Here is a 24,946-nt window from a genome sequence, read left to right as displayed (position 1 = left end):
CAAGCCGTCTATTACTCCAAACCTGCCTTTGTGGCGAGGGGGCTTGCTCCCGCTCGGCTGCGAAGCAGTCGCAAAACCTGCAATTGCGGTTTGCCTGATGGAACCTGTTGCATGGAATTGGGAGCGCTTCGCGCTCCAGCGGGAGCAAGCTCCCTCGCCACAAAAGCCCGGTCGTTCCAGTCAGGGTTGAAGACGACAACCCTGGCGCTCGCCAATCCACACCGCGCTGTTGCTGCGGCCCATGCCGCTGACCGTGACACGCTTGCCGGCAGCATCATCGATAAAGCCGCTGGCGGGCAGCCACTGTTTCACATAACCGTGGCAGTACTCGGCGTCGTTGTTCATCACGTAGCGGCACGAACAGTATTCCTTGGCGGTGTAGGCGCTGATGATGTCAGGGAACGCCCACAGGGCCACCCGCTCGTGCCAGATCCAGCCGAGCAAGGCGATCAGCAGGATCAGCGACAGGGAACTGACTGGTCGACGGCGAATGAAACCGCTCATGGCTGCACCTTCCCGGCAAAGGCCTTGAGCGCGAGCTGGAGCAATTGGTTATGCCGATAACTGCCGTCGCGGTCATCGCCGTAGCGGACGATCACCAGCTGTTCACTGGGGATCACGTACATTGCCTGGCCCCAATGACCCAGTGCGGCGAAGGTATCGGCGGGGGCATCGGGCCAGGGTCGTGCCGCGCCCTCAACGGCTCGATTGAGCCACCACTGACCGCCGGGGACGGCATCGTCTTGATCGGCGTGATAGTGAGCGAACGGCTCGCGGTTGAACACCACCCAGTCCTTGGGCAACAGTTGCTTGTCTGCCCAGCGACCCTCGCGGGCCATCAACAGACCGACCCGGGCCAGGTCCCGTGCAGTGAGGTAGGCATAGGACGAAGCAACGAAAGTGCCCGTGGCATCGGTTTCCCAAACGGCATGACGAATGCCCAGCGGTTCGAACAGCGCAGTCCACGGATAGTCCGGATAGCGGCCGGGGCCGACGATGGTTTTCAGTGCGGCGGACAACAGGTTGCTGTCACCGCTGGAGTAGCGAAATGCCTGGCCCGGCGCCGCGTACGCATCATGGGCCGCGGTGAACGCGGCCATGTCGCGGTGACCGCGGGTGTAGAGCATGGCCACCACCGAAGACTTCAGCGGTGCGTATTCGTAGTCTTCCTGCCAATCCAGGCCCGAGGCCCAGTGCAGCAGGTCGGCCATGGTCATGTCGGGGTATTTTTGCAGGGGCGGATAAAACTTCGCCACAGGGTCGCCGAGTTTGAACAGCCCTTCGCCGTAGGCCACACCGAGGACCGTGGCCATCAGGCTCTTGCTGATCGACCAGGTCAGGTGCGGCGTCTCGGCCATCGTCGGGCCGGCGTAGCGTTCGTAGATCAACTGGCCGTCGCGGATCACCAGCAAGGCATCGGTGCGAATGCCCTGGCGAGTGGTGTCATCGCGGGATGGAAAGGCGTAGGCCTCCAGGGCTTGAAGCGCCGGACCGGTCGGCGTCGGGGCAATCGGCCATTGCTCCGCGGGCCAGTTTTCGGCCTGGGCCGTGAGGCTGAGCAACAATAGGAAAATCAGGGACAAGCCTTTGGACATGGCGGGGGCTCGGAGATTGAACCTGCTGAGCCTAGTCGAGGTTGATGACAGTTCAGAAGTTCATGTTGCCAATCAGGCCGCCATCGCGAGCAAGCTCGCTCCCACAATGGATCTTTGGTGTGAGCGAGCTCCCTGTGGGAGCGAGCTTGCTCGCGATGAGGCCAGTCAGGCCAGCGAAGATTCCGCCAATGCCTTGGCCAACCTCTTCCCCCGAGCCCCTCCCGCCAAATCCATCACCGCCTGATCCCGCTGCCACATCGCCGCCCACTCTTGAGGCCCTCCAGCCAACGCCTCATTCACCTCAGCCTTGAGCCCATCGAACTGCGCAAACAACCCGCCAAGCAACACATGCCCGGCCGGATGGGTCGGTGGCTGGCGGCTGGTTTCCGCGCACCCCGCCAGCAACCCCAGTAAACGCAATTGCAGGCCTTGTGGCCAATCGCATTCCTGGCCCACGCCATACAACCACGCTGTCATGGCGCTCAGTAAATAGATGTCTTCCAGCGTGCGGAACGGTTTGACGTACGCGTCCCAACCATCCCCCGCGAGCAATTCGCACAGCGCGTTATCCAGAAACAAGCGGCCATGGCTGATGTCCGGCATCAACGGAATCGGCGCCAGTTTTTCCACCTGCACACCCGGCTCATCGCGATAGATCACCGCCAGGCTCAAGCGTGGATTGGCGCCGGGCTCCTCGCTGCGCGCCGCCACCAGCAGCCAGTCGACGGCATGACCGGCGGTGACGAAATCCTTGCGTCCGCTCAGGCGCAAGCCGCTCAACCGGGTTTGCATGTCGGCCGGGCGCAGGCTGCGCTGTTCGGTGGCGCACAGCGCGCCCAGGCTCAATGGCGCGCTCGGCCAGAGCATGCGCAAGGCCGCCTGATACCCCACCAGAAACGCCAGCCCCGGCGTCGCCATCAACCGCCCGCCAAGCACCGCCAACTCAAACGGCGTGACCGTTCCCAACTGCTGCAACAAAGTCGCGAAACCTTCGGCCAGATCCGGGTTGGCGGGCAAGCGATCACGGCGGTTCAACAGGGTTTGCCAGGGCATAAGAGGCTCCTCGAGGGCTGTCATATAAGCATCACCAAAGCTTAATGGCGATGACACCGGGGCTACATAGCCTGACTTTGCACAACACGGCTAGACAAAGAAAGTCGATTCGCTGTAGCCCAAAGACGGGTGAGCAGCCCGCACGGAGATTCGCCATGACTCAGATCGCCCGCATCAGCGACACCGGCAACGAACGCCGCCTGCAAGCCGAACGCCTGGTGGGCGCCGAGGCATTGCAGGAGGCCCAGGCCTTGCGCTTCAACGTGTTCAGCGGCGAATTCAACGCCAGGCTCAAGGGCGCTGAACTGGGTCTGGACATGGATGACTACGACGTTCACTGCGCCCACATCGGCGTGCGTGACTTGAATACCGGGCGTCTGGTGGCGACCACCCGTTTGCTCGACCACACGGCGGCCAGCAGCCTGGGCAAGTTCTACAGCGAAGAAGAGTTCAGCCTCCACGGCCTGGTGCACCTGCAAGGCCCGATCCTGGAAATCGGTCGCACCTGCGTCGACCCGGCCTACCGCAACGGCGGCACCATTGCCGTGCTCTGGGGCGAACTGGCCGAAGTCCTGAACCAGGGCGGCTACAGCTATCTGATGGGTTGCGCGAGCATTCCGATGCAGGATGGCGGCGTGCAGGCCCACGCGATCATGCAGCGTCTGCGCGAACGCTACCTGTGCACCGAACATCTGCGCGCCGAGCCGAAAAACCCGCTGCCGAGCCTGGACATCCCGTCGAACGTGATCGCCGAAATGCCACCGTTGCTCAAGGCCTACATGCGCCTGGGCGCGAAGATCTGCGGCGAGCCATGCTGGGACGAAGACTTCCAGGTCGCCGACGTGTTCATCTTGCTCAAGCGCGACGAACTCTGCCCGCGTTACGCCAAACACTTCAAGGCGGCTGTGTAATGAGCCGGTTGCGGGTGTACGCGCGAATCGCGCGAGTGCTGGTGGTGGTGACGCTGGGCCTGGGCATGGCTAGCGTGTTCGGGGTGTTCGAGCGCCTGGGCATGGCCCATTCGATGGCGCGCCGTCAGCGCTGGTCGCGGTTTTTCATGGCCCGCCTGAGCAACGCCCTGCCCTTCGATGTGACCGTCCACGGCGAGCTGCCGAAGACCCCGATGCTCTGGGTCAGCAACCACGTGTCCTGGACCGACATCCCGCTGCTGGGGATGCTCACGCCGCTGTCGTTCCTGTCCAAGGCTGAAGTGCGCACCTGGCCGGTGGCCGGCTGGTTGGCGGCCAAGGCCGGCAGCCTGTTTATCCGCCGCGGTTCAGGCGACAGCCAGTTGATCCGCAAGCAGATGACCCGTCATCTGGAACAGGCACACCCCCTGCTGATGTTCCCGGAAGGCACCACCACCGATGGCCGTTCGCTGCGTACTTTCCACGGTCGCCTGCTGTCCGCCGCCATCGATTCCGAAGTGGCAATGCAGCCGGTGGCGATTCGTTATTTGCGTGACGGCGAGCCTTGCGCGCTAGCGCCGTTCATTGGCGACGATGATCTGCTCTCGCACCTGATGCGTCTGTTCGCCAATGACCGTGGCGGTGTGGAGATTCATCTGCTCAAGCCGATCGCTTGCGAAGGCCGGGAGCGTGCGGCACTGGCTTTCGAGGCGCAGCAGGCGGTGCAGAAGGCGTTGTTCGGGGCTGTCGTTGAACCTCAGCGAGCACCGATGCGCCCTGCCATTGCGGCGTGACGCGATCTTTGATTCACCGAAGTACCCTGTGGGAGCGGGCTTGCTCGCGAAGGCGTAGTGTCAGGGGACATTGATATCGGCTGACACACCGCTTTCGCGAGCAAGCCCGCTCCCACAGGGGTTTTATGCTGTTGGATAATTCCGGGCAAAATCCTGCAACTGCGGATAGAACAACCGAAAGTCCTCGCTCAACGGTTCATACAACCGCCGCAACTCCTGCATCGCCGCCGCCAGCTCTTCCGGCCGGGTCAGGCGTCGCGAGATCCCGCGCAACACCTGCTCCAGCACTTCGAATTCCTGATACGACCCCAACCAGTCATTGGCCACCATGTACGGCGCAATCTTCGCCAGCCGCTCCGGCAGTTGTCGTTCGCTGGACAGCACCCGGTAAACGTCCGAGGTGAACAACGCCAGGGGCCGGTCGGCATACAGCGCCCAGTCCCGGGCCAGGCAATGATCGAAAAACACGTCGAGCACGATCCCCGCATAGCGACGACGGGTCAGGGAGAAACGCGACAGCGCGACGTCCACCAGCGGATGGCGATCGGTGAACACGTCGATGCTGCGGTGCAGCTGGATAGCCCCCTCGATTTCCGGAGCGAACTGCCCTTGCAGCCGTCCCTTGACGAAATCGCCATACAGACTGCCGAGCAATTGGCCGGGACGCTGGCCACCAAGGTGAAGATGTGCGAGATAGTTCATGGGCGCAGCTTAGCACTGCCCTCTTGTCTTGTTACACTCAACATATCGTTATAACTCGATATACCGAAATGTGAGCTGGTCAGAGCCAAACCATATTTGTATATCGCGAAATACCGATTTAAAGTTCGCCTCATCGCGATATAGCGTTTTACACATCACGAGCCCACATCATGACCATCAATCTCGACGAAATAATAAAAGCCCTGGCACACCCAGTACGGCGAGAAATCCTGCACTGGCTCAAGGACCCGACCGTCGAATTTCCCGACCAGTCCCACAGTAACGAGCACGGCGTTTGCGCCGGGCAGATCGATCAACGTTGCGGCCTGTCGCAGTCCACGGTGTCCGCACACCTGGCGACCCTGCAACGCGCCGGCCTGATCAGCAGCCGTAAAGTCGGCCAGTGGCATTTCTTCAAACGCAATGAGGAAACCATCCAGGAGTTCCTCAAGACATTCAGCCAAGAGCTCTGACCCTTAACGTCAGCCAGCCGACAAGGAATTAGACATGCCCCTCTCGCTACTCATCCTGGCCTTGAGCGCCTTCGCCATCGGCACCACCGAGTTCGTCATCATGGGCCTGCTGCCCAACGTGGCCGCTGACCTCGGTGTGTCGATTCCCGGTGCCGGCTGGCTGGTGACCGGTTACGCCCTGGGCGTGGCTATTGGCGCGCCGTTCATGGCGCTGGCCACCGCCAAACTGCCGCGCAAGGCAGCCCTGGTGGCGTTGATGGGCATCTTCATTGTCGGCAACCTGCTTTGCGCAGTGGCCGGCGACTACAACGTGCTGATGTTCGCCCGTGTGGTCACCGCCCTGTGCCATGGCGCCTTCTTCGGTATCGGTTCAGTGGTAGCCGCCGGCCTGGTGCCTGCGAACAAACGCGCTTCGGCCGTGGCCCTGATGTTCACCGGCCTGACCCTGGCCAACGTCCTCGGCGTACCGCTGGGCACCGCCCTCGGTCAGGAAGCCGGCTGGCGTTCGACCTTCTGGGCCGTGACCGTGATCGGTGTGATCGCACTGATCGGTCTGATCCGCTTCCTGCCGGCCAAGCGTGATGAAGAAAAACTCGACATGCGCGCCGAACTGGCCGCACTCAAGGGCGGCGGCATCTGGCTGTCCCTGAGCATGACCGCGCTGTTCGCCGCCTCAGTGTTCACCCTGTTCACCTACGTCGCGCCGCTGCTCGGCGAAGTCACCGGCGTCTCGCCCCGCGGCGTGACCTGGACCCTGATGCTCATCGGCCTGGGCCTGACGGTCGGCAACATCATCGGCGGCAAGCTGGCCGACAAAGGCATGGCCGCGACGTTGATCGGCGTGTTCATCACCATGGCCGTGGTGTCCACCGTGCTGACCTGGACCAGCGTCGCGCTGATCCCGACCGAAATCACCCTGTTCCTCTGGGCCACCGCGTGCTTCGCCGCCGTACCCGCGCTGCAAGTGAACGTGGTGACCTTCGGCAAGGCCGCACCGAACCTGGTGTCGACCCTGAATATCGGCGCTTTCAACATCGGCAACGCCTTGGGTGCCTGGGTCGGCGGCAGCGTGATCGCCCACGGCTTCGGCCTGACCAGCGTGCCCCTCGCGGCAGCCGTACTGGCGGTACTCGCCTTGCTGGTGACCCTGATTACCTTCCGTCAGAGCGGCAATCCCGATCTGGCCCCAGCTACTTCTAACTGATCTCCAAAAGAGAGCCACTAAATGACGACTATTTTCGATCCGATCAAACTGGGCGACCTCGAGTTGGCCAACCGCATCATCATGGCGCCACTGACCCGCTGCCGCGCCGACGAAGGTCGCGTGCCCAACGCGCTGATGGCCGAGTACTACGTGCAACGTGCCTCCGCCGGCCTGATCCTCAGCGAAGCCACTTCGGTCACACCGATGGGCGTCGGCTACCCGGATACCCCGGGCATCTGGTCCAACGATCAGGTGCGTGGCTGGTCCAACGTGACCAAGGCTATCCATGGCGCGGGCGGCAAGATCTTCCTGCAACTGTGGCATGTGGGCCGCATTTCCCACGGTTTGTACCTGAACGATGAAGCCCCGGTCGCCCCAAGCGCCATCCAGCCCAAGGGCCACGTCAGCCTGGTTCGTCCCTTGGCCGACTTCCCTGTGCCGCGCGCCCTGGAAACCGCTGAAATCGCCGACATCGTCGACGCTTACCGCGTCGGTGCCGAGAACGCCAAGGCCGCCGGCTTCGATGGTGTGGAAATCCATGCCGCCAACGGCTACCTGCTCGACCAGTTCCTGCAAAGCAGCACCAACCAGCGCACCGACAACTACGGCGGCTCCCTGGAAAACCGTGCCCGCCTGCTGCTGGAAGTGACCGATGCCGCCATCGAAACCTGGGGTGCCGGCCGTGTGGGTGTGCACCTGTCGCCACGCGCCGACTTGCATGACATGGGTGACGACAACCTGGCCGAAACCTTCACCTACGTCGCTCACGAACTGGGCAAGCGTGGCATCGCCTTCATCTGCTCGCGGGAGAAAGAAGGTGCCGACAGCCTCGGCCCACAACTCAAGGAAGCCTTCGGCGGCCCTTACATTGCCAACGAACGTTTCACCAAGGACAGCGCCAACGAGTTGCTCGCCAGCGGCAAGGCCGATGCAGTCGCCTTCGGCGTACCTTTCATTGCCAACCCCGACCTGCCAGCACGCTTGCAGGCTGACGCGCCGCTGAACGAAGCGCGCCCTGAACTGTTCTATGCCAAGGGCCCGGTCGGTTACATCGACTACCCGACGCTGTAAGCAACAGCCATTGAAACGCAAAAGCCCCGACTCGAAAGAGCCGGGGCTTTTTAATACTTGACGGTTTGACACTATCCACTGTGGGAGCCGCGATCATCGGCAGGTGCTCACAGACTCAACACAAATTCCCTACAAATTACTGAGCTTGCTACCTGTCAACCTGCCGAGTGTAAGTATATAAAAGCACCCCATTGTCAAAGGGCGCGTGAAGAACTGTTCATCTTCGGCTTCAACGGTTGACACACAAGGCGCCGATTACGCATTTTGCTTTATTTGCGCAGGCTGGGGCTGAAGCGCAACAGATCCAGCCCGGTATCGACCCAACGCTCGGCTTCGACGTGCAACTCAAAACTGTCGGGGGCCAGCAGCCACTGGTACAGGATGCCATCAATATAAGCATGCAAGCTGATCGCGGCGCGGGCGGTGTCGAGGTTTTCCGGCAACTGGCCTCGATTCACGGCATTACTCAGGGCCAGGCCGATCCGCACATTGCATTCGAGGCTGGCTGACACCCGTTGTTGGCGCAGGTCGCACATTTCATCGGTGAATTCGCACTTATGAAAAAGAATCTCATTGATGCGTCGGGTTTTCGGGTCCAGCGCAATTTGATGAAACAAATGAATCAACAGCTTGCGCATGCAGCCCAGGGGATCGAGTTCGTCTTCGCTCTCGCTGGCCTTGGCCATTTCTTCCAGGGGCTCATGCAGGGTGTCGAGCATGGCCTGCACCAGATCCGCCTTGTTGCTGAAATGCCAGTAAATGGCCCCTCGAGTGACGCCGGCCAGGGTCGCAATGTCCGCCAGGGTGGTGCGCGCCACGCCCCGCTCGTAAAAGGCCTTTTCGGCCGCCACGAGAATTTGCGCGCGGGTTTCCTGAGCTTCCTCTTTGGTACGACGGACCATGGCAGTACAACCTCAATCAGGGTGCTCCAGCGATGCCTGAACATCGGCTGAATAAAAGTGGGGCGAACGTTCTGGGGGTTCGTCCCCGGCCTACAATTCCAACCTTTCAACGGCTTGTGTAACGGCGTGGGTACATAGCTTGGGTATTTACAAACAGCCATGTACGTAAGTATATTCCTTAGTAAGCTACTTATCCACTCGGCAAACATTTTTCAACCTTCCACCTTTCTAGTGCGCTCCTTGCGTGCCTGACCCGAGGATTTTCATGCAATTCAAGCCAGCTGTTACCGCTCTGGTCGCCGCCGTCGCCCTGGCATCGCTACTCAGCGGATGCAAAAAGGAAGAGGCAGCACCGGCCGCCCCACCGCCTCAGGTCGGCGTCGTGACTCTGCAACCGCAAGCTTTCACCCTGACATCCGATCTGCCCGGCCGTACCAGTGCGTTCCGCATTGCCGAAGTCCGCCCGCAGGTCAACGGCATCATTCTCAAGCGCCTGTTCAAGGAAGGCAGCGACGTCAAGGCCGGCCAGCAGCTCTATCAGATCGACCCGTCGATCTATGAAGCAACGCTCGCCAGCGCCGAGGCCAACCTGCGTTCGACCAAGTCGATTTCCGACCGCTACAAGCAACTGGTCGACGAACAAGCCGTAAGCCGTCAGGAATACGACACCGCCGTGGCCAACCGCCTGCAATCGGAAGCCGCGCTGCAAACCGCACAGATCAACGTGCGCTACACCAAGGTCTATGCCCCGCTGACCGGCCGCATCGGCCGCTCCTCGGTGACCGAAGGCGCGCTGGTGAGTAATGCCCAGGTCGATGCGATGGCGGTGATTCAGCAAATCGACCCGATCTACGTCGACGTGACGCAGTCCTCGGTCGAGCTGTTGCAACTGCGCCGTGAGCTGGAAAGCGGTCGCCTGCAAAAGGCTGGCGACAACGCAGCCTCGGTCAAGCTGACCCTGGAAGACGGCAGCGAGTACAAGCTGGACGGCAAGCTGGAGTTCTCCGAAATCTCGGTTGACCAGACCACCGGTTCCGTCACCCTGCGCGCCATTTTCCCGAACCCTGATCACACCCTTCTGCCAGGCATGTTCGTGCACGCCAAGTTGCTGGCCGGTGTGAACAGCGCGGCGATCCTGGCCCCGCAGCAAGGCGTGACCCGCGACCTCAAAGGTACGCCAACCGCACTGGTTGTCGGCCCGGACAACAAGGTCGAACTGCGTCAACTCAAGGCCAACCGCACCGTCGGCAATCAATGGCTGATCGAAGACGGCCTGAAGGCCGGCGATCGCCTGATCACCGAAGGTCTGCAATTCGTCAAACCCGGCATCGAAGTCAAGGCCAGTGAAGCGACCAACGTAGCCGCAAAGAACCCGGCACCCGCCCAGGCAGCTAATAAAGCCTCCGGCGGCAAAGGGGAGTAAACCATGTCGAAATTTTTTATCGACCGTCCGATTTTCGCCTGGGTAATTGCCCTGGTGATCATGTTGGTCGGGGCGCTATCGATCCTCCGGTTGCCGATCAACCAGTACCCGAGCATTGCACCTCCAGCGATCGCCATCTCCGTGGCCTACCCGGGTGCTTCGGCACAAACGGTTCAGGACACCGTGGTTCAGGTGATCGAGCAACAGCTCAACGGTATCGACAACCTGCGTTATGTCTCGTCGGAAAGTAACTCCGACGGCACCATGACCATTACCGCGACCTTCGAGCAAGGCACCAACTCCGACACCGCGCAGGTTCAGGTCCAGAACAAGCTGAACCTGGCCACCCCGCTGCTGCCGCAAGAAGTGCAGCAACAGGGTATCCGCGTCACCAAGGCGGTGAAGAACTTCCTGTTGGTGATCGGTGTGGTGTCGCGTGACGGCAGCATGACCAAGGACGACCTGTCCAACTACATCGTGTCGAACATGCAGGACCCGATCTCGCGGACCGCCGGTGTCGGCGACTTCCAGGTGTTCGGTTCCCAGTACGCCATGCGTATCTGGCTCGACCCGGCCAAGTTGAACAACTACAACCTGACCCCGATCGACGTCAAAACCGCCATCGCTGCGCAAAACGTCCAGGTGTCGTCCGGCCAGCTCGGCGGCCTGCCTGCCCTGCCCGACACCCAGTTGAACGCGACCATCATCGGCAAGACCCGCCTGCAGACCGCGGAGCAATTCGACAAGATCCTGCTCAAGGTCAACAAGGACGGTTCCCAGGTTCGCCTCAAAGATGTCGCCGAAGTCGGTCTGGGTGGCGAGAACTACAGCATCAACGCCCAGTTCAACGGCGCCCCGGCTTCCGGCCTGGCGGTGAAACTGGCCACCGGTGCCAACGCTCTGGATACCGCCAAGGCCCTGCGCACGACCATCGACAGCCTCAAGCCGTTCTTCCCTGAAGGGATGGAAGTGGTGTTCCCGTACGACACCACTCCGGTAGTAACGGAATCGATCCGGGGCGTGGTTCACACCCTGGTCGAAGCGGTCGCGCTGGTGTTCCTGGTGATGTTCCTGTTCCTGCAGAACTTCCGCGCCACCATCATCACCACGATGACCGTGCCGGTGGTATTGCTCGGTACATTCGGGATCCTCGCGGCAGCGGGTTTCAGCATCAACACCCTGACCATGTTCGGCATGGTGCTGGCCATCGGCTTGCTGGTGGACGACGCCATCGTCGTGGTGGAAAACGTCGAACGGGTGATGAGCGAAGAAGGCCTGTCACCCAAGGAAGCCACCAAGAAGTCCATGGGCCAGATCCAGGGCGCACTGGTCGGTATCGCCCTGGTGCTGTCGGCGGTTCTGCTGCCAATGGCGTTCTTCAGCGGTTCCACGGGCGTGATCTACAAGCAGTTCTCGATCACCATCGTCTCGGCCATGGCCCTGTCGGTACTGGTCGCGCTGATCTTCACCCCGGCGCTTTGCGCCACCATGCTCAAGCCGATCCCGAAAGGCGAGCACGGCGTACCCAAGCGCGGTTTCTTTGGCTGGTTCAACCGTAATTTCGACCGCGGCGTTCGCAGCTACGAACGCGGTGTCGGCAATATCCTGCAGCGCAAGATCCCGTATCTGCTGGCGTACCTGCTGATCGTGGTTGGCATGATCTGGCTGTTCGCCCGCATTCCAACGGCGTTCCTGCCGGAAGAAGACCAGGGTGTACTGTTCGCCCAGGTGCAGACCCCGGCCGGTTCGACGTCCCAGCGCACCCAGGTGGTCGTGGACGAAATGCGTGAATTCCTGCTGCGCCCTGGCAAGGATGGCGGCGAAGGCGACGCGGTGAACTCGGTGTTTACCGTGACCGGCTTCAACTTCGCCGGTCGTGGCCAGAGTTCGGGCATGGCGTTCATCATGCTCAGACCTTGGGACGAACGTAACGCCGACAACAATGTGTTCAAGGTGGCGGCCCGTGCCCAGCAGCACTTCTTCACCTTCCGCGATGCCATGGTGTTCGCCTTCGCGCCACCGGCGGTACTGGAGTTGGGTAACGCCACCGGTTTCGACGTGTTCCTGCAGGACCGCGCCGGTATCGGCCACGAAAAACTGATGCAAGCGCGCAACCAGTTCCTCGGCATGGCCGCACAAAGCAAGATTCTGGCCCAGGTGCGTCCGAACGGCCTGAACGACGAACCGCAATACCAGCTGGAAATCGATGACGAGAAGGCCAGTGCCCTGGGCATTACCATCGCCGACATCAACAACACCCTGTCGATTGCCCTGGGCAGTAGCTACGTCAACGACTTCATCGACCGTGGTCGGGTGAAGAAGGTGTACGTGCAAGGCCAGCCAGGCGCTCGAATGGGCCCTGAAGACCTGCAGAAGTGGTACGTACGCAACGCCACCGGCACCATGGTTCCGTTCTCGGCGTTCGCCAAGGGCGAGTGGATCTACGGTTCGCCGAAACTGGCCCGTTACAACGGCGTCGAAGCGATGGAAATCCTCGGCGCCCCGGCCCCGGGTTACTCCACCGGTGAAGCCATGGCCGAAGTCGAAGCCATCGCCAAGAAACTGCCGGCCGGTGTCGGTATTTCCTGGACCGGCCTGTCGTACGAAGAACGTCTGTCCGGTTCACAAGCGCCAGCGCTGTACGCCCTGTCGCTGCTGATGGTGTTCCTGTGTCTGGCGGCGTTGTATGAAAGCTGGTCGATTCCGATCGCGGTGATGTTGGTAGTACCGCTGGGGATCATCGGTGCACTGATGGCCACCAGCCTGCGCGGTTTGTCCAACGACGTGTACTTCCAGGTAGGCTTGTTGACGACTATCGGTCTGGCGGCGAAAAACGCCATTCTGATTGTCGAATTTGCCAAGGAACTGCACGAACAAGGGCGTAGCCTGCGCGATGCGGCGATTGAAGCCTGCCGCATGCGTCTGCGACCGATCATCATGACCTCGCTCGCCTTCGTCCTCGGTGTGGTACCACTGGCGATATCCACGGGCGCAGGTTCCGGTAGCCAGCATGCAATCGGTACCGGTGTGATCGGCGGTATGATCACGGCGACTGTGCTGGCGATCTTCTGGGTCCCGCTGTTCTTCGTCACCGTGTCGTCCATAGGCCAGCGCAAAATCGCCGACCAGGATGACGCTACTGAAACTCCTAAAGAGGCTGGCTAATGAGCAAGTCGCTACTCTCCCTGGCAGTCGCCGCCTTCGTGCTCGGTGGCTGCTCGCTGATACCTGATTATCAGCAGCCCGAAGCGCCGGTGGCGGGCCAGTACCCGCAGGGCCTGGCGTACTCGCCGGCCCAGGCACCGGCGCAAGCGGCTGCCGAGCAGGGCTGGAAGCAGTTTTTCCATGACCCGGCGCTGCAACAGCTGATCCAGGTGGCCCTGGAAAACAACCGTGACCTGCGTGTCGCGGCCCTGAACATCGATGCGTTTGCGGCTCAGTACCGCATCTCCCGTGCCGATCTGTTCCCGGCCGTCTCGGCCAACGGCAGCGGCAGCCGTCAGCGGCTTCCGGCTAATGCTTCGCAGACCGGCGAATCCGGCATCACCAGTTCCTACTCGGCAACTGTTGGCGTCAGCGCCTACGAACTCGACCTGTTCGGTCGGGTTCGCAGCCTGAACGAAGAAGCGTTGCAGAAGTACTTCGCCACTGAAGAAGGCCGTCGCAGCACGCAGATCAGCCTGGTGGCCAGCGTGGCCAATGCCTACCTGACCTGGCAGGCCGACAAGGAACTGTACAAGCTGACCCAGGACACCCTGGCCGCCTTCGAGGAGAGCTACAAGCTCACCGCCCGCAGCAACGAAGTCGGGGTCGCCTCGGCCCTGGACCTGGCGCAGTCGCGCACCTCGGTGGAAAACGCCCGTGCGCAACTGGCCAAGTACACCCGTCAGGTCGCCCAGGACGAGAACATACTGGTGCTGCTGCTCGGCACCGGTATCCCGGCCAACCTGCAAGCAGCCAAACCGCTTGACGACGACCTGCTGAGCGACGTTCCGCCCGGCCTGCCGTCGGACCTGCTGCATCGTCGTCCGGACATCCTTCAGGCCGAGTACAACCTCAAGGCCGCCAACGCCAACATCGGCGCGGCGCGGGCTGCGTTCTTCCCGAGCATCAGCCTCACGGCCAATGCGGGCACCCTGAGCCCGGACCTGTCCGGTCTGTTCAAGGGTGGTTCGGGCACCTGGTTGTTCCAGCCGCAGATCAACCTGCCGATCTTCAACGCCGGCGCCCTGAGCGCCAGCCTGGATTACTCGAAGATCCAGAAAGACATCGGCGTGGCGAACTACGAGAAGTCCATTCAAACGGCCTTCCAGGAAGTCGCCGATGGCCTGGCCGCCCGCCAGACCTACGTCCAGCAGTTGCAGGCACAGAAAGACTTCGTCAGTGCCAACCAGGACTACTACCGCCTGGCCGAGCGTCGCTACCGCATCGGTGTCGACAGCAACCTGACCTTCCTCGATGCCCAGCGTCAGCTGTTCAGTGCGCAACAGGTGCTGATCACCGACCGCCTGGCGCAGTTGGTCAGCCAGGTCAACCTGTACAAGGCCCTGGGTGGTGGCTGGAATGAACAAACGGCGAAGAACGAGCCGTTGAAAGAAGACGCGCCGAAGATGAAGTACTTCTGATAGCGCAGTGAAAACACGAAGCCCACCGATTGGTGGGCTTTTTGTTGGCTGCCTGAAAATCTGTGTTGTCCGTTATGGCCCCTTCGCGAGCAAGCCCGCTCCCACATTTAACCGGGTTTCTCCCGAAGGAATGCGGTCGAATGTGGGAGCGGGCTTGCTCGCGAAGAGGCCGGCCAACACACCACAAAACCCAAACCAATGTTACGTTCGATAATCGCCCAAAACCCGCTTTTTACGATTGAACCATCCAGTACATTCCCCGCACCATCCGAACCACAAAACCAATAACAACAGGTTCGACACCATGCCCCCGCGCCCTGCCCTCTCCGGCTGACCTGCTTCGTTTTGTGCTGATTTCGAATATTCGTCTGCAACCCCGGGTTGCGGCATCACCTCGCTTCATCCCCAAGAATTAGAGAGACCCGAGCTCATGACGTCTTCCACCGCGCAGTATTTCGTTCCCAGCCTGATCGCCGCCGCCCTGGCCAGTGCCGCCCTGCCCGCCAGCGCCGAGGAGTCGGGTTTTGTCGAAGGGGCCAAGGTCAACCTGAACCTGCGCAACTTCTACATCAACCGCAACTTCACCAACCCGACCAAGGCCCAGGGCAAGGCTGAAGAATGGACGCAGAGTTTCATCCTCGACGCCAAGTCCGGTTTCACCCAGGGCACCGTCGGGTTCGGCATGGATGTGCTCGGTTTGTATTCGGTGAAGCTCGACGGCGGCAAAGGCACCGGCGGTACCCAACTGCTGCCGCTGGATCATGACGGTCGCCCGGCAGACAACTTCGGCCGCACCAACGTGGCGTTCAAGGCCAAGCTGTCGCAGACCGAAGTCAAAGTCGGCGAGTGGATGCCGGTGCTGCCAATCCTGCGTTCGGACGACGGTCGATCGCTGCCGCAAACCTTCCGGGGCGGCCAGATCACCTCGAAGGAGATCAATGGCCTGACGCTCTACGGCGGCCAGTTCCGCCAGAACAGCCCACGGGACGACAGCAGCATGAACGACATGTCGATGACCGGCAAAGCTGCGTTCACCTCGGACCGTTTCAACTTCCAGGGCGGCGAGTACGTGTTCAACGACAAGCGCACCCAGATCGGTCTGTGGAACGCCGAGCTCAAGGACATCTACAGCCAGCAACTCATCAACCTGACCCACAACCAACCGATCGGCGACTGGACCCTGGGCGCCAACCTGGGTTTCTTCTACGGCAAGGATGACGGCAGCGCCCGGGCCGGCGAACTGGACAACAAGACCATGTATGGCCTGTTCTCGGCCAAGCACGGCGGCAACACCTTCTACGTCGGGCTGCAAAAACTCACCGGCGACAACGCCTGGATGCGGGTCAACGGCACCAGCGGCGGCACCTTGGCCAACGATAGCTACAACTCCAGCTACGACAATGCCCGGGAGAAATCCTGGCAAGTGCGCCACGACTACAACTTCACCGCCGTGGGCGTACCGGGCCTGACCCTGATGAACCGCTATATCAGCGGCGACAATGTGCACACGGGCAGCATCACCGATGGCAAGGAATGGGGACGTGAATCGGAACTGGGCTACACCGTGCAGAGCGGTGCGCTGAAAGACCTGAACCTGAAATGGCGCAACTCGACTATGCGCCGCGACTACAGCAACAACGAGTTCGATGAGAACCGCCTGATCATCAGCTATCCGATCAGCCTGCTGTAAAATCAAAAGATCGCAGCCTTCGGCAGCTCCTACAGGTGTTCACACCCTCCTGTAGGAGCTGCCGAAGGCTGCGATCTTTTTTAAGCCCTAACCTATTCCCGCGACTCAACCCCCAACTCATCCCACACCGACTCCGCCAGGTGGAACGTTGCATTGGCCGCCGGAATCCCGCAGTAGATTGCGCTCTGCATGATCACTTCCTTGATCTCGCCACGGCTGACGCCGTTGTTGGCGGCGGCGCGCAGGTGCAGTTTGAGTTCGCCTTCGCGGTTCATGCCGATCAGCATGGCGATGGTGATCAGGCTGCGGGTGTGGCGCGGCAGGCCCGGGCGGGTCCAGATGTCGCCCCAGGCGTGGCGGGTGATCATCTCCTGGAACTCCGAGTTGAACTCGGTCAGGGTGGTCAGGCTGCGGTCGACGTGGGCGTCGCCGAGGACCGCGCGACGGACTTCCATCCCCTCGTCGTAACGTTGTTTCTCATCCACAGGAATACCCTCAATCAGCCGACAGAAACGCCAGCACGCGCTCACTGAACGCATTGCCTGCCTGGACGTTGGACAAGTGCGCAGCGTAGAACTCGGCGTACTCGGCCCCGCGCACATGCTCTTGAATGAAATGCCCACCGGACGGTGGCGTCACCGCATCTTCGCTACCGGCAACCACCAGCAACGGCACCTTGATCGCAGACAACTGTTCACGGAAATCGGCATCGCGCACCGCCGCGCAGTTGGCCGCATAACCTTCGGGCGAAGTAGCCGCGAGCATGTCGGTAATCTGCTTGGCTGCCGCCGGGTTGGCTTCGGAGAAGTCCGGGGTGAACCAACGGGCAATCGACGCATCGCGCAGGGCAACCATGGCCGCCTGACCATCACGCAGCACCGTTTCGATGCGCGGGTTCCACACCGACGGATCGCCGATTTTCGCTGCGGTGTTGCACACGATCAGCTTATTCAGGCGCTCGCCGGCATTGATGCCCAGCCACTGGCCGATCAACCCGCCCATGGACAATCCGCAGAAATGCGCGCGCTCGATGTGCAAGGCATCCAGCAATGCGAGCACATCGCGGCCCAGTTGCTCGATGCTGTACGGGCCCGGTGTCACCAGCGATTGGCCGTGACCACGGGTGTCGAAACGCAGCACGCGAAAATGCTCGGAGAATGCCGGGATCTGCGCGTCCCACATGTGCAGGTCCGTGCCCAGGGAGTTGGACAGCACCAGCACCGGCGCATCGACCGGTCCATCGAGTTGGTAATGCAGTTCGCCCTCGGCGAGTTGTACAAAAGCCACAGCAAGTCTCCTTCAGGCAGTCAATGCAGAATGTTCAGCCACCGCCCGCTCGACCCAGGTTCTGGCCTGACCGAGGTAGTGGGCGGGGTCCAGCAGATGATCGAGCTCAGCCGCCGACAGTTCGGCGGTCACTTGCGGTTCGTCGCCGAGGACCGCACGCAAGTGACGTTGTTCGGCCACGGCGCGCTTGCAGCATTGTTCCAGCAGATGGTGCGCGGTATCGCGGCCGACCCGTTGCGCAAGGACGATGCTCACCGCTTCGGCGAGCACCAGGCCCTGGGTCAAATCGAGGTTGCGAGCCATGCGCTCGGCATCCACTTCCAGCCCTTGGGCGATCAACAATGCTTGATGCAGGCTGCCCGACACCAGGCAGCAAATCTCCGGCAGGGTTTCCCACTCGGCATGCCACAGGCCGAGGCTGCGCTCGTGTTCCTGGGGCATGGCGCTGAACAGCGTCGACAGCAGACCCGGCACACGCGTCGCCGCGCCGATCAGCACCGCCGCGCCCACCGGATTGCGTTTGTGCGGCATGGTCGAGGAACCGCCCTTGCCCGGCGCCGAAGGTTCGAACACTTCGGCGGCCTCGGTTTGCATCAACAGGCTGATATCGCGACCGAGTTTACCGAGACTGCCGGCGATCAAGCCAAGCGCGGCGCCAAACTCCACCACGCGATCGCGCTGGGTGTGCCACGGCTGATCAGGCAAGGTCAGTTGCAGTTCTTCGGCCAGCGCCTGGGCAATCGGCATGGCCTGTTCGCCAAGGGCTGCAAGGGTTCCGGACGCACCGCCGAATTGCAGCACCAGCAGACGCGGTTTCAGTTCGGCCAAGCGTTGGCGACTGCGGGTCACCGCCCCCAGCCAGCCAGCGATTTTCATGCCGAGGGTGACCGGCGTCGCATGCTGCAGCCAGGTGCGTCCGGCCAATGGCGTGGTCGCGTAGCGCTGGGCCTGGGACGCGAGGGTCTGCCCCAGTTGTGCCAGGTCGCTCTCGATCAATTCCAGCGCCCGGCGCAGTTGCAGCACCAGGCCGCTGTCCATCACGTCCTGGCTGGTCGCGCCCAGATGCACATAGCGCTCGGCTTCGGCATCGGTGGCCGCAATCTGTTTGCCCAGCGCCTTGACCAACGGAATCGCCGAGTTACCCGCCGTGGCAATCGCCTCGCCCAATGCCGCAAAGTCATAAAGCCCGGCGCGGCAAGCTGCTTCAATCGGCGCGACAGCACTCGACGGAATCATCCCGACCCGCGCTTCGGCCCGGGCCAGTGCTGATTCGAAATCGAGCATGGCCTGGACGCGGCCCTGATCGCAGAACACCTCACGCATATCGCGGGCCGTGAAATAGGCATCGAACAATTGATTGCCCGGTCGCTGGTTCATAAACAGTTCCTGAAGGCGCGGCCCTTTGCGACCCGCGCGTGAAGATCAAAGGTCTTGCTGCAGATACTTCGGCTGTTTCGGCAGGCGCAGGCTGAACAGGAATGCCACCGCCATCATCACCGTGACGTACCAGTAGAAGGAGTTTTCCATGCCCACGGCCTTGAGGCTCAAGGCCACATACTCCGCCGAACCACCGAAGATTGCATTCGCCACCGCATACGCCAGGCCGACACCCAGTGCACGCACTTGCGGCGGGAACATCTCGGCTTTCACCAAACCGCTGATCGAGGTGTAGAAACTGACGATCACCAGCGCCAGGGTAATCAACACAAAGGCCAGGAACGGACTGCTGACACTTTTCAGGCTCAACAGGATCGGTACGGTGAACAGCGTGCCGAGGGCGCCGAACCAGAGCATCGAGTTACGCCGGCCGATCTTGTCGGCGAGCATGCCGAAAATCGGCTGCATGCACATATAGAAGAACAGCGCGCCGGTCATGATGTAGCTGGCGGTCTTGGCCGGCATGCCAGCGGTGTTCACCAGGTACTTCTGCATGTACGTGGTGAAAGTGTAGAAAATCAGCGAACCACCGGCGGTGTATCCGAGCACGGTGATGAACGCGGCTTTATGGTCGCGAAACAACGCGCGGATACTGCCGGCGTCCTTGTTTTCGCGCATTTCCTTGCTGGTGGTTTCTTTCAGCGAACGACGCAGATACAGCGAAACCAGCGCCGCCATGGCACCCACCACGAAGGGAATCCGCCAGCCGTAGGCACGCAGGTCATCTTCGGTGAGGAACTGTTGCAGGATCACCACCAACGAAACCGCGAGCAACTGGCCGCCGATCAGGGTCACATACTGGAACGAGGCGAAGAAACCGCGCTGGCCCTTGAGCGCCACTTCACTCATATAGGTCGCGGTAGTGCCGTACTCGCCGCCCACCGACAAGCCTTGCAGCAAACGGGCGAACAGCAACAGGATCGGCGCCCAGACCCCGATGCTGTTGTAGGTCGGCAGGCAGGCGATCAGCAGCGAGCCGAAGCACATCATCAGAATCGAGATCAACATCGAATTCTTGCGTCCGTGCTTGTCCGCCAACCGCCCGAAAATCCAGCCACCAATCGGCCGCATCAGGAACCCGGCAGCGAACACGCCAGCGGTGTTGACCAACTGCACCGTGGGGTTATCGGACGGGAAAAACGCGGGTGCGAAATAGATCGCACAGAAGGCGTAGACGTAGAAGTCGAACCATTCGACCAGGTTGCCGGACGAGGCACCGACAATGGCGAAGATCCGCTTGCTGCGTTCTTCGCTCGTATAAAGGGCTATAGGCGCTGCGGGTGTTGTCATTGTTTTTTCACTCAATGGGGACTGTAAGAGTCTAGACACACTTTGCAACACTCCTGTTCCACAGATGTTTCAGCGAACACACATCCCTGTGGGAGCGGGCTTGCTCGCGAATGCGTAGTGTCAGTCGATAAAAATGTTGCCTGACATACCGCATTCGCGAGCAAGCCCGCTCCCACAAGGGGACGGTGTTCACTTAATAGTCGAAGAACACCGTCTCGGCATCGGTACCCTGCAGAATCACATTCCACTGATACACACCCGACGCATCCTGCTTGGCCAGCAACGTACCGCGACGCTCTGCCGGCACGCACTCCAGCAGCGGGTCGTTGACGTTGGCGGCTTCGCCATCAAAGTAAATCCGCGTCAGCAAGTGCTTGACCAGGCCACGGGCAAACACCAGCACCACCAGGTGCGGTGCCTGGGTCGTGCCTTTGAGCCCCTCGACCGTACCGGGCTTGATGGTGGTGAAACGAAAACGCCCTTCGGCATCCACCGGCACTCGGCCAAAACCTTCGAAGTTCGGGTCCAGGGGTTTTTCCTGGTCGTCTTCCGGGTGATCGTACTTGCCAGCGGCGTTGGCCTGCCAGACTTCCAGCATCGCGTCGTTGACGACATCGCCGTTGCCATCGACTACTTGCCCGGTGATCGCCACGCGTTCGCCCAGGGTTTGTTCGACGGTCAGGTTTTCGCGGTTCAGCCAGGTCAGGCCGATGTGGTAGTACGGCCCGACGGTGTGGGACGTGGTCGCAGTCAGCGTCATCTTATTTCTCCATCGGCGTGGCGTCGCGGCCGCGCAAAACGATGTCCCAGCGATAACCGAGGGCATAGGAAGGGATGGTTTTTTCCAGATCGAACGTGGCGATCAAGCGCTCCTTGGCGCTGGTATCGGGCACGCAGTTGTAGATCGGGTCGTACGCCAGCAACGGGTCACCCGGGAAATACATCTGTGTCACCAGGCGCGTCAGGATGCTCGGCCCGAACAGCGAGAAATGGATGTGCGCCGGGCGCCACGCGTTGTGGTGGTTACCCCACGGATAGGCGCCTGGCTTGATGGTCTGGAACTGGTACCAGCCATCGGCGTCGGTCACGGTGCGGCCGGTGCCGGTGAAATTCGGGTCCAGCGGTGCGTCGTGCAGGTCGCGGGCATGGGCGTAGCGACCGGCGGCGTTGGCCTGCCAGATCTCCACCAGAATCCCCGGCACCGGCAGACCGTTTTCATCCAGCACGCGGCCGTGGATGATGATGCGCTCACCCTGTGGCTGCCCCTCATGCTGGGCGGTCAGGTCGCTGTCCTTCTCGTTGACGCGCTCGGCGCCGATGGTCGGACCGGTAATTTCCGACAACGAATGGGGCAGGAACACCAACGGTTTCGACGGCGAGCGCAGGTTGGTGGATTGATAGGCCGGGTGCAGGTATTCCGGCTGAGTGCCCGCCTGCGGGCGACGGTAACCAGGCTTGTCAGTCATGAAACATTCCTCAGTTCTTATAAGTCTTCAGAGCGCGTCAGACGCGCTCGATCGCCAAAGCCAGACCTTGGCCGACGCCGACGCACATGGTCGCCAGACCTTTCTTGCCAGCGGTTTTTTCCAGCTGATGCAACGCGGTCAACACCAGTCGCGCGCCGCTCATGCCCAACGGGTGACCCAAGGCAATCGCGCCACCGTTCGGGTTGACCTGGGCCGCGTCGTCCGCGATCCCCAGTTCACGCAGCACCGCCAGGCCTTGGCTGGCGAAGGCTTCGTTGAGTTCGATCACGTCGAAATCGCTGACCGCCACACCGAGGCGTTCGATCAGTTTACGCACCGCCGGCACCGGGCCAATGCCCATCACCCGCGGGGCAACACCGGCGCTGGCCATGCCCAGTACTTTGGCGCGGGCAGTCAGGCCGTGCTTCTTCACCGCTTCGGCCGAAGCCAGGATCAACGCGGCGGCACCGTCGTTCACACCCGAGGCATTGCCAGCGGTGACGGTCTTGTCGGGGCCGTTGACCGGTTTCAGCTTGGTCAAGGCTTCCAGAGTGGTGTCGGCGCGAGGATGCTCGTCCTGGCTGACCACGATTTCACCCTTCTTGTGGGCTATGCGCACCTCAACGATTTCTTCGGCGAAGAACCCGGCGGCTTGCGCGGCGGCCGTGCGTTGTTGACTGCGCAGGGCGAACGCGTCCTGATCGGCGCGGGACACCTTGTAATCGTCGGCGACGTTGTCTGCGGTCTGCGGCATCGCGTCCACGCCGTACTGGGCCTTCATCAACGGGTTGATGAAACGCCAGCCGATGGTGGTGTCTTCGAGCTTCATGTTGCGCGAAAACGCGGCATCGGCCTTGCCCATCACGAACGGCGCACGGGACATCGACTCGACGCCACCGGCAATCGCCAGCTCCATCTCGCCGCTGGCGATAGCGCGGAACGCGGTGCCGATGGCATCCATGCCCGAAGCGCAGAGGCGGTTGAGGGTCACGCCGGGAATGGTTTCCGGCAGGCCGGCCAGCAACAGCGCCATACGCGCAACGTTGCGGTTGTCTTCACCGGCCTGGTTGGCGCAGCCGAGGAACACCTCGTCCACGGCATTCCAGTCCACCGATGGGTTGCGTTCCATCAAGGCCTTGATCGGCACGGCAGCCAGGTCGTCGGCACGCACCGTCGACAGGCCACCGCCGAAACGGCCGATGGGGGTACGAATCGCGTCGCAGATATAAACGTCACGCATCACGCTTCTCCGGGGGCTTGGCCGTGTGCAGCAGCGGTACGGGCTTCGAGGTCGCGCAGGGCGGTCAGTTCGACTTCAGTCGGCTCAGCAGTTTGCTCAACATGGTCGGCAAAGCGAATCGCCCAACCGGTGGCAGCAACCACTTGCTCGCGGGTCGCGCCCGGGTGCAGTGCGGTGACCACAAATTCGTGGGTGCCTTCCTCCGGTTCCATGATGCACAGGTCGGTGATGATCCCGACCGGACCGGCGCCTGGCAGGCCGAGACGCTTGCGCGAATCACCGCCCTCGCCGTGGCCGACCGAGGTAATGAAATCGAGTTTGTCGACAAAGGAGCGCGACGACTGCTTGAGGATGATCAACACGCTCTTGGCGGAACCGGCAATCTCCGGCGCGCCACCGGCACCCGGCAGGCGAACTTTCGGCGAGTGGTAATCACCGACCACGGTGGTGTTGATGTTGCCGAAACGGTCGACCTGCGCCGCGCCGAGGAAGCCGACGTCAATGCGTCCGCCCTGCAGCCAGTAGCGGAAAATCTCGCCGGTCGGGACTACGGTGTCGGCGGTTTCCGCCAGCTCACCGTCACCGATCGACAATGGCAATACACTCGGCTTGGCACCGATCGGACCCGATTCGTAGATCAGGACGACATCAGGCGAGGAAGTCAGGCGTGCCAGGTTGGCCGCTTTCGACGGCAGGCCGATGCCTACGAAACATACCGAACCGTTCTTCAGACGGCGAGCGGCGGCGACGGTCATCATTTCATTGGTGGTGTAAGTCATTACTTCGCCTCCGAAGCGGCGGCCAGTTTGGCCTGGAACTCGCTGAAGTCAGCGCTGCCGTGGATGTATTCGTTGATCCACGCGGTGAAGGTTTCACGGTCGCGGGCAATCGGGTCCCAGGCCTGGTAGAAACGGTTGTCGCGCTCGTTGTAACCGTGGGCGTAGGACGGATGCGCGCCGCCAGGTACGTGGCAAACCGCGCTCAGGGCCCAGGTTGGCAATACACAGGAGTTCATCGGTGCATTGAGGTCGTCGACGATTTCCTCAACGGTGACGATGCAGCGTTTGGCGGCCAGTGCGGCTTCTTTTTGCACGCCGAGGATGCCCCAGAGCAGCACGTTACCCTTGCGGTCGGCTTTCTGAGCGTGAATCACGGTAATGTCCGGACGTACCGAAGGCACGGCGGCCAACACTTCGCCAGTGAACGGGCAGGTAACCGATTTGATCAGCGGGTTGACCTTCGGCAAGTCGGAACCGGCGTAGGCACGCAGTACCGCAAACGGTAGGCCGGAAGCGCCGGCGACGTAGGCATTGGCCAGGTCGGCGTGGCTGTGCTCTTCGATTTCCAGCGCGTGGGGCCACTGTTTCTCTACGGCGTCACGCAGGCGATGCAGGGAGCCGACACCCGGGTTGCCGCCCCAGGAAAAAATCAACTTGCGGGCACAACCGGCACCGATCAACTGGTCGTAGATCAAGTCAGGGGTCATCCGCACCAGGGTCAGGTCTTTCTTGCCCTGGCGAATGATTTCGTGACCCGCCGCCGTCGGGATTAGGTGAGTAAAGCCTTCGAGCGCGACCGTATCGCCGTCGTTTACGAATTGCTTCACCGCGTCGTGCAGCGAAAGGATTTCAGCCATTGGGGCAGGCTCCCGTTTATTGTTAACCGACAGTGGAAGAAGGCGCCGATGCGCAGCGCCGGAATGACTGAAGGTTAAGCCCCTGCAAAACGCCAAACAATCCGATAATCGACTAACCGTTCGATTATCGAACATATTGTTGCTTGGCTA

General features: G+C 61.5%; 23 protein-coding genes. 9 read left to right on the top strand and 14 right to left on the bottom strand.

Annotated elements, in window-relative coordinates; translation table 11 throughout:
- Nucleotides 1–180 precede the first annotated feature (180 nt).
- From AC3IP0_RS06630 to AC3IP0_RS06620, 3 genes are all read right to left on the bottom strand, one after another.
- Nucleotides 181–504, bottom strand: coding sequence for an amidase (locus AC3IP0_RS06630; RefSeq protein ID WP_489318677.1), 324 nt, complete (start codon nt 502–504; stop codon nt 181–183).
- Nucleotides 501–1,595: a serine hydrolase domain-containing protein gene (locus AC3IP0_RS06625; RefSeq protein ID WP_489318676.1), complete on the bottom strand. Its 1,095-nt coding sequence runs from the start codon at nt 1,593–1,595 to the stop codon at nt 501–503. Before AC3IP0_RS06625 ends, AC3IP0_RS06630 begins: the two co-directional genes overlap by 4 nt.
- A 165-nt stretch (nt 1,596–1,760) precedes the next feature.
- Nucleotides 1,761–2,648 carry an acyl-CoA dehydrogenase middle domain-containing protein gene (locus AC3IP0_RS06620; protein WP_489318675.1) on the bottom strand — a complete coding sequence of 296 codons (888 nt, stop codon included), beginning with the start codon at nt 2,646–2,648 and terminating at the stop codon, nt 1,761–1,763.
- Between the two features lie 155 nt (nt 2,649–2,803).
- Here AC3IP0_RS06620 and olsB point away from each other — a divergent pair, with 155 nt between their 5' ends.
- A complete protein-coding gene (gene olsB / locus AC3IP0_RS06615; protein ID WP_057400777.1) occupies nt 2,804–3,559 on the top strand; it encodes an L-ornithine N(alpha)-acyltransferase in 756 nt (251 codons plus the stop codon).
- Nucleotides 3,559–4,350 (top strand): lysophospholipid acyltransferase family protein, encoded by a 792-nt coding sequence (locus AC3IP0_RS06610; RefSeq protein WP_489326952.1) that lies wholly within the window; start codon nt 3,559–3,561, stop codon nt 4,348–4,350. The genes olsB and AC3IP0_RS06610 overlap by 1 nt, the downstream gene beginning before the upstream one ends.
- Before the next feature lie 123 nt (nt 4,351–4,473).
- Here the strand turns inward: AC3IP0_RS06610 and AC3IP0_RS06605 are convergent, their stop codons facing one another.
- On the bottom strand, nt 4,474–5,052 hold the full coding sequence (locus AC3IP0_RS06605; RefSeq protein WP_489326951.1) for an acyl carrier protein phosphodiesterase: 579 nt from the start codon (nt 5,050–5,052) through the stop codon (nt 4,474–4,476).
- Nucleotides 5,053–5,222: 170 nt separating this feature from the next.
- Between AC3IP0_RS06605 and AC3IP0_RS06600 the strand changes: the two genes are divergently transcribed.
- The 3 genes from AC3IP0_RS06600 to AC3IP0_RS06590 are packed head-to-tail and all read left to right on the top strand — an operon-like array spanning nt 5,223 to nt 7,800.
- Nucleotides 5,223–5,525 (top strand): ArsR/SmtB family transcription factor, encoded by a 303-nt coding sequence (locus AC3IP0_RS06600; RefSeq protein WP_116262187.1) that lies wholly within the window; start codon nt 5,223–5,225, stop codon nt 5,523–5,525.
- A 34-nt stretch (nt 5,526–5,559) separates the two neighbouring features.
- Entirely contained in the window at nt 5,560–6,729 is a 1,170-nt protein-coding gene (locus tag AC3IP0_RS06595; protein WP_223459332.1) for an MFS transporter, read from the top strand.
- 21 nt (nt 6,730–6,750) lie between these two features.
- Nucleotides 6,751–7,800 (top strand): alkene reductase, encoded by a 1,050-nt coding sequence (locus AC3IP0_RS06590; protein ID WP_489318671.1) that lies wholly within the window; start codon nt 6,751–6,753, stop codon nt 7,798–7,800.
- 269 nt (nt 7,801–8,069) lie between these two features.
- On the opposite strand, the gene emhR is transcribed toward AC3IP0_RS06590, so the two are convergent.
- Complete coding sequence (gene emhR / locus AC3IP0_RS06585; RefSeq protein ID WP_489318670.1) at nt 8,070–8,702, bottom strand: efflux system transcriptional repressor EmhR; 633 nt, start codon at nt 8,700–8,702, stop codon at nt 8,070–8,072.
- A gap of 265 nt (nt 8,703–8,967) precedes the next feature.
- Between emhR and AC3IP0_RS06580 the strand changes: the two genes are divergently transcribed.
- The 4 genes from AC3IP0_RS06580 to AC3IP0_RS06565 all read left to right on the top strand — a co-directional run bounded on the left by AC3IP0_RS06580 (nt 8,968) and on the right by AC3IP0_RS06565 (nt 16,440).
- A complete protein-coding gene (locus AC3IP0_RS06580) occupies nt 8,968–10,125 on the top strand; it encodes an efflux RND transporter periplasmic adaptor subunit (RefSeq protein WP_150757343.1) in 1,158 nt (385 codons plus the stop codon).
- A gap of 3 nt (nt 10,126–10,128) precedes the next feature.
- Complete coding sequence (gene emhB, locus AC3IP0_RS06575; protein ID WP_489318669.1) at nt 10,129–13,290, top strand: efflux RND transporter permease subunit EmhB; 3,162 nt, start codon at nt 10,129–10,131, stop codon at nt 13,288–13,290.
- Nucleotides 13,290–14,750, top strand: a complete 1,461-nt coding sequence (gene emhC / locus AC3IP0_RS06570; protein ID WP_489326949.1) for an efflux RND transporter outer membrane subunit EmhC — start codon at nt 13,290–13,292, stop codon at nt 14,748–14,750. Before emhB ends, emhC begins: the two co-directional genes overlap by 1 nt.
- A gap of 430 nt (nt 14,751–15,180) precedes the next feature.
- Nucleotides 15,181–16,440, top strand: a complete 1,260-nt coding sequence (locus AC3IP0_RS06565; RefSeq protein ID WP_489326947.1) for an OprD family porin — start codon at nt 15,181–15,183, stop codon at nt 16,438–16,440.
- A gap of 92 nt (nt 16,441–16,532) precedes the next feature.
- Here AC3IP0_RS06565 and pcaC read toward each other — a convergent pair whose 3' ends face one another.
- The 9 genes from pcaC to AC3IP0_RS06520 all read right to left on the bottom strand — a co-directional run bounded on the left by pcaC (nt 16,533) and on the right by AC3IP0_RS06520 (nt 24,796).
- The gene (pcaC, locus tag AC3IP0_RS06560; protein ID WP_008054163.1) at nt 16,533–16,925 is read right to left on the bottom strand and encodes a 4-carboxymuconolactone decarboxylase; all 393 of its coding nucleotides are present in this window, start codon (nt 16,923–16,925) and stop codon (nt 16,533–16,535) included.
- Between the two features lie 10 nt (nt 16,926–16,935).
- Nucleotides 16,936–17,727, bottom strand: a complete 792-nt coding sequence (pcaD, locus tag AC3IP0_RS06555; RefSeq protein ID WP_489326945.1) for a 3-oxoadipate enol-lactonase — start codon at nt 17,725–17,727, stop codon at nt 16,936–16,938.
- 12 nt (nt 17,728–17,739) lie between these two features.
- Complete coding sequence (locus tag AC3IP0_RS06550) at nt 17,740–19,104, bottom strand: 3-carboxy-cis,cis-muconate cycloisomerase (RefSeq protein WP_489326944.1); 1,365 nt, start codon at nt 19,102–19,104, stop codon at nt 17,740–17,742.
- A 45-nt stretch (nt 19,105–19,149) separates the two neighbouring features.
- The gene (locus AC3IP0_RS06545; RefSeq protein WP_489326943.1) at nt 19,150–20,454 is read right to left on the bottom strand and encodes an MFS family transporter; all 1,305 of its coding nucleotides are present in this window, start codon (nt 20,452–20,454) and stop codon (nt 19,150–19,152) included.
- 193 nt (nt 20,455–20,647) lie between these two features.
- Nucleotides 20,648–21,214, bottom strand: a complete 567-nt coding sequence (gene pcaG, locus AC3IP0_RS06540) for a protocatechuate 3,4-dioxygenase subunit alpha (protein ID WP_489318663.1) — start codon at nt 21,212–21,214, stop codon at nt 20,648–20,650.
- A 1-nt stretch (nt 21,215) separates the two neighbouring features.
- Nucleotides 21,216–21,920 carry a protocatechuate 3,4-dioxygenase subunit beta gene (gene pcaH / locus AC3IP0_RS06535; RefSeq protein ID WP_150727601.1) on the bottom strand — a complete coding sequence of 235 codons (705 nt, stop codon included), beginning with the start codon at nt 21,918–21,920 and terminating at the stop codon, nt 21,216–21,218.
- A 37-nt stretch (nt 21,921–21,957) separates the two neighbouring features.
- Nucleotides 21,958–23,163 carry a 3-oxoadipyl-CoA thiolase gene (pcaF, locus tag AC3IP0_RS06530; RefSeq protein ID WP_489318661.1) on the bottom strand — a complete coding sequence of 402 codons (1,206 nt, stop codon included), beginning with the start codon at nt 23,161–23,163 and terminating at the stop codon, nt 21,958–21,960.
- Nucleotides 23,160–23,939, bottom strand: a complete 780-nt coding sequence (locus AC3IP0_RS06525) for a CoA-transferase subunit beta (protein ID WP_489318660.1) — start codon at nt 23,937–23,939, stop codon at nt 23,160–23,162. The genes pcaF and AC3IP0_RS06525 overlap by 4 nt, the downstream gene beginning before the upstream one ends.
- Nucleotides 23,939–24,796 carry a CoA transferase subunit A gene (locus AC3IP0_RS06520; RefSeq protein WP_008054173.1) on the bottom strand — a complete coding sequence of 286 codons (858 nt, stop codon included), beginning with the start codon at nt 24,794–24,796 and terminating at the stop codon, nt 23,939–23,941. Before AC3IP0_RS06520 ends, AC3IP0_RS06525 begins: the two co-directional genes overlap by 1 nt.
- Nucleotides 24,797–24,946: the final 150 nt, after the last annotated feature.

It is taken from the genome of Pseudomonas sp. GL_103 (assembly GCF_057835175.1).
This window is presented reverse-complemented; position numbering and strand designations above follow the sequence as displayed.

Coding starts and splice junctions, on each gene's coding strand:
- AC3IP0_RS06630 (WP_489318677.1), bottom strand. CDS start 504: ATGAGCGGTTTCATTCGCCGTCGACCAGTCAGTTCCCTGTCGCTGATC.
- AC3IP0_RS06565 (WP_489326947.1), top strand. CDS start 15,181: ATGACGTCTTCCACCGCGCAGTATTTCGTTCCCAGCCTGATCGCCGCC.
- AC3IP0_RS06520 (WP_008054173.1), bottom strand. CDS start 24,796: ATGGCTGAAATCCTTTCGCTGCACGACGCGGTGAAGCAATTCGTAAAC.
- AC3IP0_RS06590 (WP_489318671.1), top strand. CDS start 6,751: ATGACGACTATTTTCGATCCGATCAAACTGGGCGACCTCGAGTTGGCC.
- emhR (WP_489318670.1), bottom strand. CDS start 8,702: ATGGTCCGTCGTACCAAAGAGGAAGCTCAGGAAACCCGCGCGCAAATT.
- AC3IP0_RS06620 (WP_489318675.1), bottom strand. CDS start 2,648: ATGCCCTGGCAAACCCTGTTGAACCGCCGTGATCGCTTGCCCGCCAAC.
- AC3IP0_RS06595 (WP_223459332.1), top strand. CDS start 5,560: ATGCCCCTCTCGCTACTCATCCTGGCCTTGAGCGCCTTCGCCATCGGC.
- AC3IP0_RS06610 (WP_489326952.1), top strand. CDS start 3,559: ATGAGCCGGTTGCGGGTGTACGCGCGAATCGCGCGAGTGCTGGTGGTG.
- AC3IP0_RS06600 (WP_116262187.1), top strand. CDS start 5,223: ATGACCATCAATCTCGACGAAATAATAAAAGCCCTGGCACACCCAGTA.
- AC3IP0_RS06580 (WP_150757343.1), top strand. CDS start 8,968: ATGCAATTCAAGCCAGCTGTTACCGCTCTGGTCGCCGCCGTCGCCCTG.
- olsB (WP_057400777.1), top strand. CDS start 2,804: ATGACTCAGATCGCCCGCATCAGCGACACCGGCAACGAACGCCGCCTG.
- pcaG (WP_489318663.1), bottom strand. CDS start 21,214: ATGACGCTGACTGCGACCACGTCCCACACCGTCGGGCCGTACTACCAC.
- AC3IP0_RS06605 (WP_489326951.1), bottom strand. CDS start 5,052: ATGAACTATCTCGCACATCTTCACCTTGGTGGCCAGCGTCCCGGCCAA.
- AC3IP0_RS06550 (WP_489326944.1), bottom strand. CDS start 19,104: ATGAACCAGCGACCGGGCAATCAATTGTTCGATGCCTATTTCACGGCC.
- AC3IP0_RS06525 (WP_489318660.1), bottom strand. CDS start 23,939: ATGACTTACACCACCAATGAAATGATGACCGTCGCCGCCGCTCGCCGT.
- emhC (WP_489326949.1), top strand. CDS start 13,290: ATGAGCAAGTCGCTACTCTCCCTGGCAGTCGCCGCCTTCGTGCTCGGT.
- emhB (WP_489318669.1), top strand. CDS start 10,129: ATGTCGAAATTTTTTATCGACCGTCCGATTTTCGCCTGGGTAATTGCC.
- pcaH (WP_150727601.1), bottom strand. CDS start 21,920: ATGACTGACAAGCCTGGTTACCGTCGCCCGCAGGCGGGCACTCAGCCG.
- AC3IP0_RS06625 (WP_489318676.1), bottom strand. CDS start 1,595: ATGTCCAAAGGCTTGTCCCTGATTTTCCTATTGTTGCTCAGCCTCACG.
- AC3IP0_RS06545 (WP_489326943.1), bottom strand. CDS start 20,454: ATGACAACACCCGCAGCGCCTATAGCCCTTTATACGAGCGAAGAACGC.